This window comes from Rhizobium sp. 10N427 (genome assembly GCF_056394605.1).
This window is the reverse complement of sequence record NZ_JBFTID010000008.1, coordinates 41,363-54,041: the sequence shown is the minus strand read 5'-3', so window position 1 is coordinate 54,041 and position 12,679 is coordinate 41,363. Positions and strand designations below refer to the sequence as shown.

The 12,679-nt window shown below is 61.0% G+C and carries 7 protein-coding genes; 5 read left to right on the top strand and 2 right to left on the bottom strand.

The window, feature by feature from the left end:
- Positions 1-11: 11 nt before the first annotated feature.
- The 3 genes from AC1DIJ_RS18220 to AC1DIJ_RS18210 all read left to right on the top strand — a co-directional run bounded on the left by AC1DIJ_RS18220 (position 12) and on the right by AC1DIJ_RS18210 (position 5,931).
- On the top strand, positions 12-3,509 hold the full coding sequence (locus AC1DIJ_RS18220) for a PAS domain-containing hybrid sensor histidine kinase/response regulator (RefSeq protein WP_112444532.1): 3,498 nt from the start codon (positions 12-14) through the stop codon (positions 3,507-3,509).
- 224 nt (positions 3,510-3,733) lie between these two features.
- Positions 3,734-4,945, top strand: coding sequence for a glycosyltransferase family 4 protein (locus AC1DIJ_RS18215; protein WP_112387536.1), 1,212 nt, complete (start codon positions 3,734-3,736; stop codon positions 4,943-4,945).
- A gap of 8 nt (positions 4,946-4,953) precedes the next feature.
- Positions 4,954-5,931, top strand: coding sequence for an NAD-dependent epimerase/dehydratase family protein (locus tag AC1DIJ_RS18210; RefSeq protein WP_112387535.1), 978 nt, complete (start codon positions 4,954-4,956; stop codon positions 5,929-5,931).
- 32 nt (positions 5,932-5,963) lie between these two features.
- On the opposite strand, the gene AC1DIJ_RS18205 is transcribed toward AC1DIJ_RS18210, so the two are convergent.
- Positions 5,964-8,156 carry an ATP-binding protein gene (locus AC1DIJ_RS18205; RefSeq protein WP_112387534.1) on the bottom strand — a complete coding sequence of 731 codons (2,193 nt, stop codon included), beginning with the start codon at positions 8,154-8,156 and terminating at the stop codon, positions 5,964-5,966.
- A 237-nt stretch (positions 8,157-8,393) separates the two neighbouring features.
- Here AC1DIJ_RS18205 and AC1DIJ_RS18200 point away from each other — a divergent pair, with 237 nt between their 5' ends.
- Entirely contained in the window at positions 8,394-9,749 is a 1,356-nt protein-coding gene (locus AC1DIJ_RS18200; protein WP_477831502.1) for a peptidoglycan L,D-endopeptidase MepK, read from the top strand.
- Between the two features lie 68 nt (positions 9,750-9,817).
- The gene (gene greA / locus AC1DIJ_RS18195) at positions 9,818-10,300 is read left to right on the top strand and encodes a transcription elongation factor GreA (RefSeq protein WP_112387532.1); all 483 of its coding nucleotides are present in this window, start codon (positions 9,818-9,820) and stop codon (positions 10,298-10,300) included.
- A gap of 155 nt (positions 10,301-10,455) precedes the next feature.
- On the opposite strand, the gene AC1DIJ_RS18190 is transcribed toward greA, so the two are convergent.
- A complete protein-coding gene (locus tag AC1DIJ_RS18190; protein WP_112387531.1) occupies positions 10,456-12,669 on the bottom strand; it encodes a 3-hydroxyacyl-CoA dehydrogenase NAD-binding domain-containing protein in 2,214 nt (737 codons plus the stop codon).
- Positions 12,670-12,679 lie beyond the last annotated feature (10 nt).

The window sequence follows — 12,679 nt, the reverse complement described above, 5'->3', positions numbered from 1 at the left end:
GTGGAGGATCGATGCTTCCTGGCTGGGTCATAATCGCGTCTGCCTTCGGCTACATGCTGCTGCTGTTTGCCGTCGCGAGCTATGGCGACCGCAAAAGCCGCCGGCTTGGCACGCAGGAAGGCGGCTGGCCCGTTGTCTATGCGCTCAGCCTGGCGATCTATTGCACGTCCTGGACCTATTTCGGCGGTGTCGGCCTTGCCTCGCAGCACGGCCTCGAATTTGCCGGGATCTATATCGGACCGATCCTGGTCTTCACGCTCGGCATGCCGCTCCTGCGGCGGATCATCGAGCTTGCCAAAGCCGAGAAGCTGACGTCGGTCGCAGACTTCATAGCGGCGCGTTACGGGAAAAATTCAACCGTCGCGACGATCGTGGCACTGATCTCGCTGGTCGGCGTCATTCCCTATATCGCGCTGCAGTTGAAGGCGATTTCGAGCACCGTTTCTGTCGTCGTGAACCCGCAGGATTACGGCATCGGCAGCGGCAATCTCTATTTCCTCGATCTGCCGCTGATCGTCACCCTCATGCTTGCCTGTTTCGCTGTGATGTTCGGCACCCGCCACACGGATGCGACCGAGCATCAGGACGGGCTGATCCTCGCCGTCTCGATGGAATCCGTCGTCAAGCTCATCGCCTTTCTCACAGCCGGCATCTGCGTCATCTGGTTCCTGTTCGATGGGCCGATGGACCTCTGGGAGAAAAGTGCGGCGAACCCCTTGGTGACCGCGGCGCTGGATTACCAGACGCCGATCAGCCGCTGGATCGTGCTGACGCTGCTCTCGGCCTTTGCGATCATCATGCTGCCGCGCCAGTTCCATGTGACAGTCGTCGAGAACAGGACGGCCAAGCAGCTCCGGCTCGCCGGCTATCTCTTCCCGCTCTATCTCGTCGCCATCAATCTCTTCGTGCTGCCGGTGGCGATCGGCGGGTTGCTGACCTTCGGCGGCGCCGGCAATGCCGACCTCTATGTGCTCTCGCTGCCGCTTGCAGGGCAGATGCCGGTGGTGTCGCTGATCACCTTCATCGGCGGCTTCTCGGCGGCAACAGCGATGGTGATCGTCGATTCCGTGGCGCTGTCGATCATGGTGTCGAACGACATCATCATGCCGATCTTCCTGCGGCGGAAGCTCGCCGGACGCGCCAGCCAGCGCGACGACTTTGCCAAGACGCTGCTCAACATCCGCCGGAGCGCCATTTTCGCCGTCCTGCTGCTCGGCTACGCCTATTACCGCTCGACCGACAGTACGGCGGGTCTCGCCTCGATCGGCCTGCTCTCCTTTGCGGCGATCGGACAGATCGCGCCGGCGCTGTTCGGCGGCCTCGTGTGGCGGCGGGCGAATGCGCGCGGCGCGATCCTCGGGCTGACCTCCGGCTTCGTCATCTGGTTCTATCTGCTGTTCCTGCCGTCGCTCGGCGGGCCCGACTATTCCTATATCGCCAGCGGCTTCCTGGGCTTCCTGTTTCCCGGCACCACCGTGTTCACCGCGCCGGATGCCGACCCTCTCGTCAACGCAACCACGATGAGCCTGCTGGTCAACACGGCTTTCTTCATCGTTGGCTCGATGACGCGCAATGCCCGGCCGCTGGAGCGCATCCAGGCGGGCATCTTCGTCAAGCGGCAGTCGCGCTCGCAATTTGCGACGCGCGGCTGGAAGACGCGGATCAGCGTCGGCGATCTGAAGGCCGCCATCGCCCGCTATCTCGGCGAGGAACGGATGCAGCGCTCGCTTGCGACCTACGAGCAAAGCTCCGGCCGCAAACTGGAAGACGACCAGCCGGCCGACATGGCGCTGATCCACTTCAGCGAACAGCTGCTCGGCAGCGCCATCGGCTCGTCTTCGGCAAGGCTGGTGCTGTCGCTGATCCTGCAGAAGATCGAGGATGCGTCGTCGGATACGGCCTGGCTGCTCGATCAAGCCAGCGAGGCGCTGCAATATAACCAGGACATGCTGCAGACGGCCTTGTCGCAGATGGACCAGGGCATCGCCGTCTTTGACAGTTCCAATCGGCTGACGATCTGGAACCGGCGCTTCCGCCAGCTGCTCGACCTGCCTGAAGATGTCGGCCGGGTCGGATTTCCGCTGTCGGAGATCGTTGCCATTCTCGGCCAGCGCGGCGACATCCCGGCCGCCGATCTGGCGCAGACCGTTCGCCACTTCCAGACGCTCGACAAGCCATTTTCGCTGGTGCTCGGCGGCGGCGACAGCATTATCGAAGTGCGCTCCAACGCCATGCCGGACAAGGGCATCGTCGCTACCTTCACCGACATTACCCAGCGTGTTGAGGCCGACAGGGCGCTGAAACAGGCGAACGAAACGCTGGAGCAGCGCGTTGCCGAACGCACCGCCGAGCTGACGCGGGTCAACCACGAGCTCGGCGAAGCGCGTGCATCGGCCGATGAGGCCAATATCGGCAAGACGCGGTTCTTTGCGGCGGCCGGCCACGACATTCTGCAGCCGCTGAATGCCGCGCGGCTCTATTCATCGGCGCTGGTCGAACGCATGGCGCAATCCGACAACGGGCCGATCGTGCGCAACATCGACTCGGCGCTTGAATCGGTCGAGACCATTCTCGGTGCCGTGCTCGATATCTCGCGGCTGGATACCGGCGCGATGCGGCCGCGGCTGACGACGGTGCCGTTGTCGGATCTTCTCCAGCGGATCGAGACCGATTTCGCGCCGATCGCCCGCGAGAAGAAGCTGAAGCTGGTGGTGATGCCGACCACGCTCAAGGTGCGCTCCGACCCGAACCTGTTGCGCCGCCTGGTGCAGAACCTCGTCTCCAACGCCATCAAATATACGCTGACCGGCAAGGTGCTGGTCGGTGCGCGCCGGCGCGGCGACAAGGTGGTGATCCAGGTGATGGATTCGGGCATCGGCATTCCGCCCTCGAAATTCCGCACCGTCTTCAAGGAATTCGCCCGCCTCGACGAAGGCGCCAAGACGGCAACCGGGCTGGGGCTTGGGCTTTCGATCGTCGATCGCATCGCCCGCGTTCTGAACCATCCGGTGGAACTGCACTCGACGCATGGCAAGGGAACCGATTTCCGCATCACCATGCCGCTCGACACGACGAAGCTGGGGGCAGCACCGGTTGCCGCCGTCAGCGCCGAGCGCCAGGCGCAGACGCTCCGCGGCCTGAAGATACTCTGCATCGACAACGAACCGAATATTATCGAGGGCATGCGCCTTCTGATTTCCGGCTGGGGCTGTGAGGTGCAATCGCTGGCTTCACTCGCCGAAGTGGCGGACTTCCATGCGCCGGCGCCGGATCTGGTGATCGCCGACTATCACCTCGACGACGGAAGCGGCATTGCCGCGATCCTCGATCTGCGCCAGCGGTTCGGCGCCGAGCTTCCGGCGCTGCTTCTGACGGCCGACCGGACGCTCGAAATCCGGGCGGAAGCCGAACGCCACGGGATTGCCGTGCAGCACAAGCCGGTGCGCCCGGCCGCACTTCGCGCCTTCATTACCCAGATTTCGGGCCAGAAGCGGGCAGCCGCGGAGTAAGGTCTCCACAGAGAACCTGCCTGCCGGACCGCCGTCGCCATGCGCGAAAACGCAAGCGCGACGGTTGTACAAAAGATCGCCGCCGGTGCCCGTAATGGTAGGCTAATGCAAAAGGCTGAATTGCAATAGCGTGCGATCCATCGCCTCATTGAGCCGGGCAACAATCTTCTATCCTCATCGACACGGGTCCGCCCTGGACCCCTGGCAAAGCTTTGGTTCCACATATGCGCCTGATTGTCGTCAATGACGTTTCCGTTGTCCGGGGTGGCGCCACCAAGGTTGCCATCCAATGCCTGGAAGCCTGTGTCGATGCCGGGGTCAACTGCACCTTCTTCGTCGGCGACGACGGGGCCGGGCTGAAGGAATACGGGCTTGATGTGCGCACCATTGCGCTCGGCGAGAAGCCTTTGCGCGACGGGCCCGCGATCGCCAATATCTTCGACCGGCATTTCAACAAGCGGGCCTATGAGGCGCTGTCTGGGCTGCTCAAGGAATCGGCCGACGAGACAGTGGTCCATGTTCACGGCTGGAACCAGATCCTCTCGCCCTCAATCTTCCACGCGCTGTCACAGAGCAACGCGCGCGTCATCGTCACCGCCCATGACTTCTTCCTCAACTGCCCGAATGGCGGCCTGTTGAACTACAAGAGCGGCGAGATCTGCGGCGTGACGCCGATGTCTCTCGGCTGCCTGACCACCAATTGCGACAAGCGCAACTATCTGCACAAGCTCTGGCGCTTCCGCCGCACGCTGGCACAGGCCGGTGTCGGCGAGGCTTTCTGGGAGCGGATCGAGGTAATCCTCGCCCATGAAAACATGGAAGCCTATCTGACGCCCGGGCCGCTCAAGCATTTCCAGACACTGCGCACGCCGACCGAACCGCTGACCCGCCAGCCGACCGAACCGTGGCTTCGCGAGCGCATCATGTTTCTCGGCCGCATGACCTGGGAGAAAGGCGTGCGCACGCTCGGTGATGCGCTCAGGATGACCGGCCAGGCCGCGACCCTGATCGGCCGCGGGCCGCTGCTCGAAGAGATGCAGAAGACCCTGCCGCATTGCTGGGTTCCCGGCTGGCTGGATGATGCCACCGTCGCCAGGCTTGCCGGCGAAGCGCGCGTCTTCATCATGCCGTCGCGCATGCCGGAGCCCTATGGCCTGGTTGCCGCCGAGGCGATCATGAGCGGCATTCCGCTGATCGTCAGCAGCAATGCGCTGATCTCCGAAGAGATCGCGGCGAATGGCGCCGGGCTGGTGTTCAAGAGCGGCGATGCCGCCTCGCTGGCCGACGCACTCGGCAAGGTGAAGAACGACAGTCTCGTCGAAAAACTCACCGAGGGCGCCCGCGCCTTCGGAAAGAAGATCGCACCCTCCCGCCAGGAATGGGACCGGAAGATGATCGCGATCTACACGGGGGAAAATGCCTTTCTTGCGGCCTAGGAGGGATCATGGCGCGTGCATTGGTGACTGGGGGATGCGGCTTTGTCGGCCGGCATCTGAGCGAGCGGCTGCTTGCCGAAGGAATGGACGTCGTCTCCGTCGACCTGCTGAAACCGGGGACCGGCGCGCTTGCGCCATCGCAAAAGCAGCTGTCCAACCGCCATTTCACCTTCCTGCAGGAGGATTGCCGCAGCTATTTCGACCGTAGTCGCGAGCATTTCGACTATGTCTTCCATCTCGCCGCCCTCGTCGGCGGGCGCATGACGCTCGAGAACCAGACGCTGCTTGTTGCCGAGGATCTGGCCGTCGATGCAGCACTCTGGCGCTGGGCGGGCGAAAACCGGCCCGGCAATGTCGTCTATTTCAGCTCGAGCGCCGCCTATCCCGTCTCGCTGCAGACCTTCGAGGCGCAGACCATCCTTTCCGAGGACATGATCTCCTTCGACCGGCCGATCGGCGTGCCTGATCTCAGCTATGGCTGGACGAAGCTGACGGGCGAATATCTGATGAAGCTCTATGTCGAGCGTTATGACGGCCGCGCCGTCGCCTACCGCCCGTTCAGCGGCTATGGCGAAGACCAGGACCTCGCCTATCCCTTCCCCGCCATCTGCCGCCGCCTGCTCCGCGAACGCGGCGCCCCCGAAGTCTCCGTCTGGGGCAGCGGCCACCAATGCCGCGACTTCATCCACATCTCCGACTGCGTCGGCTTCGTGATCGAAACGATGGACGCCATGACCTCAGGCGCGACCCTCAACCTCTCGACCGGAGACGCCACCTCCTTCATCGACCTCGCCGAACGCATCAGCCGCCAGCTCGGCTGGTCACCGAAGGTGAGCGGCACCGCAAGCCGCCCGGAAGGGGTGTTCTATCGCTGTGGCGATACGGCGCTGCAGCGGGAATTCGGGCTGGCGCCGAAGGTGAGCCTTGAGGAGGGGATCCGGCGATCGTTGGAGTTTCATCGGGAGATGGAAGGGGTGATGGCTTAAGGCCCCCATTCCATCGATGTTTCAAACGTTGCTCAAAGCGAGGTTATTTTGGGGCCAGCATCAGATAACTGAAGAGCTCCCTCAATTTCTTGCTCTGACTTTGGCTCGGCGAGCGGCTTGGTTAGTGCCATGCTTGCATCCAACTTTTTTGCATCAAAATCACGCTTGAGAATGATGGGACGTTCGGCTTTCAGCCCCTTTCCGAAACCGAGAAACTCGAATTTACCCAAATTGGGAATTAGTCGAACGTGCTGGCTGCTATAGACGCTCTCAAGAAACGACAGGCTCGTTTGATCAATTAGAGAATGAGTTAGAAACGTATTGCATTGTGAGAGGATTGTCTTGCTAACTAGAGCCGTCCTTTGAGTTATGACAAGCAATCCTACTCCGTACTTCCGTCCCTGAAGGGCAATCTGGCCAATCCTCTCTACAACCCAACGAGTTTCACCATCAAATCCGCTGTTCACCTCGGGTACTATTGTGTGGGCCTCTTCAAGACAGATAAGAATCTGGCGTGCCCGGCGATGCTCGCGCGCCCAATTCATGATGGCGGAGAGATAGATTTCTGTAAGTCTCAATCCAGCTTTAGAGTTGGAGATTTCTGAAAGTTCGAAGATAGCAAGTTGAGTTTCATCATTTTTGAGGAAGTCATCAATGACCTTCGCTGTTTCGTCTCGAATCTCATTGAGAAGAGTTTTCAGCTTGGACTTCTCGGCCTCGGCCTTAAACCCAAACGAGTCGATTGCAGCCAGCAAGCCCTCCATTGCGGTTGCCTTCTTTCGATCTGGACTTGGGAATATTGGGCCTAGATCGGCCAAGCGAACTCGATAGTCACCCGTGAAATCTACGCAAAAAATCTTAGTTCCGCGCCAAGCAGCCTCACGAATAATATCAAGCGCCAACTCAGTTTTCCCTGTGCCAGTAACGCCTAGTATCGCTGTGTGATATTCAATCAGCTCATTCACGCGAGCAACTGCTGTGATACTAGTCGAAGGCAATTTCCCGATGACAAATTCGTCTTTGGAAAGCTCCGGTGCCTGAAACGTGCGGCTAGCTGCGACGAAAATCGGCTCGTTCATCATTGGTAGCCAAGCGTATTTTTTGAATCCGTCTTTAGACGAGTAAGCGCCTAATTGCGCTGCGCGAACGACATGAGTTCCGCGAGGATTCTGATCGAAGCTTTCCTCAAAAGTTTCCGCTCCAATGATTTGATAGAATACCTCCGCACCTTTGGTATTTGCAAAAACCACGTCTCCCTCGCGCAGGTCGGTTTGCATGGATACCTCAAAACTGATCACAGATATGCTTGAGTTCTCAACTACGAACCCCACCAGCTCTGCGTCCTTTGACCCCGCTATTGCGTTTATGAACTCGGCGGTCCTCTCCTGATCGTGGGTTGCATAGATTTTGCCCGTAGCAGCCGTCGTCTTCTCTTGGACGCTAGCAATGCAGAGACCGGTCCCAATAACGTCCGTGCCTTGTATCTGCGAGAAAAGAGAAAATACATACTGTTGGCTTCCGTCGGGCATTCCGGCAGTGAACAAGCGATTTGGCTTCCAAGCAGCCATCGATTGAAGCTTAACCCGTACAATATTCGGGTGATCGACCCTTACAATATGACCAATTGCCTCTCTATCACTTTCGGAAAGTCGGTCGGCGCGAAGCAAGCGTAGCGCGGAAGCGACGCGTTCGATCGGTTTTCCCGTAACGACAGCGATCCAGTACAGCAAGAGCCACGACATCGCGATTGGCGCGCTGTGATAGACGGCAACGATGCTAATCATGGCTGGGATTGAAAACAACAGCTCGCCGCGACCAACTACTGCTGTAAGTCTAAATAAAAACGATCCGAAATATGATTTATCCGCATCGTCATGAAATAATATCGCAAGAGATGCTATTACTATTATTGCTAGCGACAGCGCGATCCCGACCCATCGTATAACCTCTAGTTGGCTTCCTAGGCCTTGGATTGTTGTCAGATCAATCGCTATGAGCCCAAGCATCGTACTAGTGGCAGTACTTAGCGTATCCCTCGGTGGCGCAAACCAAGGAGCTGAAAGCGAGGCAAAGAACCAAAAAGATATCGCACTGAAGAGCCAGACCGACTCTAAGCCGCCAGTAGGCCACGGACTGTCCGATACAAATAGGAAGATCAAATAAGCAACAATCGAGTTCAACAACGTGGTTGTAAACCGCTCTTTAATTGGCGCGTACTTAGGCATGATCCGATCCCTAGATTTGAATCGAAAGCTTACACAAACAGTGTTTCGACAAGAAGCGTTAATCCACTATAAATTGCAATTCACGGCGTTGTCGGCAATTGAGCACGCCCGACGACTGCAAGCACCCACCCCCATCAACCCCTTGTTAAACCTTTATTGACCATAATCGCTGCTTCAGGCGCGGTATTGTAGGCGTTCACCGGACCTCTGCTGCCTTTGTTCCCGCGTAAGACGGAGATGGTCATGATGGAATATGCGGCGGAAACGCGGGCGGTTGGGGAGCGCGAGGGGCTTGGCTTCCTTTCGGCGCTGGCGCGGCGTGCGGCCCGGGCTCTCGTGGCTGCGTTTCTGGCGGTGCCGGCCTTTCTCGGCTCCGAGGTTGGCGCGGCGGCCGAAGACCGGGCGCTGAAACTCTATTTCACCCATACCGGCGAGAAGGCGACGATCACCTTCAAGCGCAACGGCAAGTTCGATCAGCGCGGGCTGACGCAGATCAACCGTTTCCTGCGCGACTGGCGCCGCAACGAGCCGGCCCGCATGGATCCACGGCTGCTCGATCTCGTCTGGGAAGTCTATCAGAAGGCCGGCGGGCGCGATTACATCCATATCGTTTCCGCCTACCGTTCCCCGGCCACCAACAACATGCTGCGCACCCGCTCGCGCCTGACAGGCGTTGCCAAGAACAGCCAGCACATGCTGGGCAAGGCGATGGATTTCTATATTCCGGGCGTGCAGCTTTCCAAGCTGCGCGGCATCGCCATGCAGATGCAGGGCGGCGGCGTCGGCTATTATCCGAAATCCGGCTCGCCCTTCGTGCATCTCGATGTCGGCCGGGTGCGCGCCTGGCCGCGGATGTCGCGCCAGGAGCTGGCGCGCATCTTCCCGAGCGGCAGAACCATGCATGTGCCGGCCGATGGACGGCCGCTGCCGGGCTACAACCAGGCGGTCGCCGAATACAAGAAGCGCGGCAGCGTGAAGACGGTCGAGATCGCCTCGGCCGAGGACGATGAGGATACGGGCAGCAGCGCGACGCTTCCGAGCAAGCTGGCGATGGCGCTGGTGCCGACGCCGCGCAGCGTCCGGCGCGAGATCCCGATGCTGGCAGCAGCGCCTGTGCCGGAAAAGCCTGCCCCTGAGACCTTCACCAATCTCGCTTCGCTGAGCGTGCCGCTGCCGGCCTTCCGGCCGGGCAGCGAGAAAGCCGCAGCACCGGTCGATCCGGTCCAGACGGCGTCGATCGATCCCGTTGCCATCCGGCCCGAGATCCGGCCTTCCGTGCCCTCCTTCGGCGCCAGCGCGCTCGCCTCGCTAAAGCCGAGCTCGATGCCCGGCGCCCGGGCCGAGCTGATGGCAGCATTGCCGATGGCGAAGTCACCCGAGCTCGATGGTGGTGTCTCCGCCATCTCCGACGAAGCGCTGATCGGCTGGGCGCTGCATGGAAATGGCCGCGAGCTCGGCATGAGCGCGCCGCGGATCATCCGACGCGCGATCCTTGCCGATCACAGCATGGCCTACGAGGTCATGGATGACGAAGAGGAAACCGACGAAGCCGAGTTCGATGTTGACCGCTTCGGGTCCGATCAGGCAGGCTGAGGGGATGGGCGCGGATCACGCGCCCGCCTGCGCCCGATGACGGCGCCAGCCTGAATGGAGTTTGAGAATTGAGTACCGCTTTCGTCAAGGAAGAGAGCGCGGAAACGGCTGCGGAAACCCATCTGCCCGACCGCCCGATCTCGCCACATCCGAACCTCGTCACCGAAGCCGGGCTGAAGGCGCTGGAAGAGCAGCTGCAGCTGGCACGCGAAGGCGTGGAAGCCGCCGCGGGGATCGAGGATGTCAACGAGAAGCGGCGGCAGACGGCCATTCCGCTGCGCGATTTCCGCTATTTCGCCGAGCGCGTGCGCACCGCGCAGGTGATACCCGCGCCCGCCTCCATCGGCACCGTCGCCTTCGGCAGCAAGGTGACCTTCAGCCGCGATGACGGCCGGGTGCAGACTTATCGGATTGTCGGCGAGGATGAGGCGGATCCGAAGGCCGGGTCGATTTCATTTGTCTCGCCTGTCGCGCGGGGCTTGATGGGCAAGGGCGTGGGTGATCTTGCCATGGTGGGTGATCAGGAGTTGGAGATTACGGCGATCGCTTGAGGGGCGCCTCCAGAGAGGGACGTCATCCTCGGCCTTGAGCCGAGGATCTACGCAACCGTCTTACGCCGTGCCTGCCGTTGTGGATACTCGGGACAAGCCCGAGCATGACGGCGTAGTGGGTGGCTGCTTAGTGCGGGCACCCTGTCAGAGGCGGCTTAGGCCGCCTCCTTCTCTCCACGATAGGGATCGAAGCGGCCGTAGAAGGTCTCGCCCTTGGCGGCCATGTCCTTCAGGAGCGGCGTCGGCTTGAAGTGCGGGCCGTAGGAGGCCGCCAGCTTTTCCGCCAGTTCGACGAAGGCCTTGGCGCCCATGCCGTCGATATAGCTCAGCGCACCGCCGGTATAGGGCGCGAAACCGAAGCCGAGGATCGAGCCGACATCGGCCTCGCGCGGATCGGTGACGATGCCTTCCTCGACGGTGCGGGCGGCTTCCAGCGCGATGGTGACGAGGAAGCGCTGCTTCAGCACCTCGATATCGAGATCATCGGCCTTCTTCTGCGGATAGAAGGTCTTGAGCTCTGGCCAGAGTGACTTCTTGGCGGGCTTCGGCGGGTAGTCGTAGAAGCCCTTCGAATTCTTGCGGCCGAAGCGGCCTTCCTTCTCGACCATGCGGGAGACGAGCTCCATGTGGCGCGGGTCGATGGCCTTATCGCCGAGATCGGCGGCGGTGGCCTTGAGGATCTTCAGCGACAGGTCGATCGCCACTTCGTCGTTCAGCGCCAGCGGTCCGACCGGCATGCCGGCCATCTTGGCGGCATTCTCGATCATCGCCGGCGGCACGCCCTCAATCAGCATGTCATAGCTTTCCGACATGTAGCGCAGGACGCAGCGGTTGACGAAGAAGCCGCGGGTATCGTTGACGACGATCGGCGTCTTCTTGATCGCGGCGACGTAGTCGAGCGCCACGGCGAGCGCCTTGTCGCCGGTTTCCTTGCCGAGGATCACTTCGGTCAGCATCATCTTCTCGACCGGGGAGAAGAAATGGATGCCGATGAAATCCGCGGGGCGCTTCGAGTTCTTGGCAAGACCGGAGATCGGCAGGGTCGAGGTGTTGGAGGCGAAGATGGCGCCTTCGGGCAGCACTTCCTCGACGGCCTCGATGACGGCCTTCTTGACGTCCCGGTCCTCGAAGACGGCTTCGATGACGAGGCTAGCATCCTTGAGATCGGCGTAGTCGGCCGAGGGAGTGATGCGGGCGAGGATCGCGACCGCTTCATCCTGCGTCAGCCGGCCCTTACCGACGGAGTCCTTCGCCAGGCCCTCGCCTGTCGCCTTGCCCTTGTTCGCCGCGTCCATATCGCGATCGATGAGCGTTACCTCGAGACCAGCAGCAGCCGAGACGTAAGCGATAGAGGCGCCCATGAAGCCGGCGCCGACGACGCCGATCCTCTTGAGTTCGGTCTTCGGCTGACCGGCCGGGCGGCGGGCGCCCTTGCCGAGTTCCTGCATCGAGATGAACAGCGAGCGGATCATCGAGAAGGCTTCGGTGGTCTGCAGCACTTGGGTGAAATAGCGCTGCTCGATCTTGAGCGCCGTATCGAAGGGTACCTGCAGGCCTTCATAGACGCATTTCAGGATGGCAAGCGCGCCCGGATAATTGCCCGCCGTCTCGCGGCGCAGGATCGCCGGAGCGGCCGGCCAGAGCTGCGCGGAGGCAGGCGTCCAGATGCCGCCGCCCGGAACCTTGAAGCCCTTTTCATCCCAGGGGGCGACCGGCTTCAGGCCATCCTTGATCATCTGCTTGGCAGCAGGAATCAGCTGATCCGGCTCGACCACCTGATGCACGAGGTTCATCGCCTTGGCGCGCGAGGCGGAGAGCGACTGGCCCGTGGTCATCATCTGCAGGGCGGACTGGGCATCGGCAAGGCGCGCGACACGCTGCGTGCCGCCGGCGCCCGGGAAGATGCCGACCTTGACTTCAGGGAGCGCGATCTTGACGGACTTGGCATTGGAGGCCACGCGGCCGTGGCAGGCGAGCGACATTTCGAGTGCGCCACCCATGCAGGTGCCGTTGATCGCCGAGACCCACGGCTTGCCGCAGGTTTCGAGCTTGCGGAACAGACCGGTCATGCGGCCGACGAGATCGAACAGTTTTTGCGCGGCGGTATCGGGATTGGCGGCCTTCTCGTCGTTGTAGAAGGTGAACATCGCCTTGATCATCGACAGATCGGCGCCGCCGGAGAAGGTGGACTTGCCGGAGGTGATCACCACGCCCTTGACGGCGCTGTCGGCGACGGTGGCGTCAACGATGGCGTTCAGCTCTTCCATCACCTCGGTGGTGAAGACATTCATCGACTTGCCGGGCATATCCCAGGTGACAAGGGCGATGCCATCGGCATCGGTGGCGACGGTGAAATTGGTGTAGCTCATCGTCTCTCTC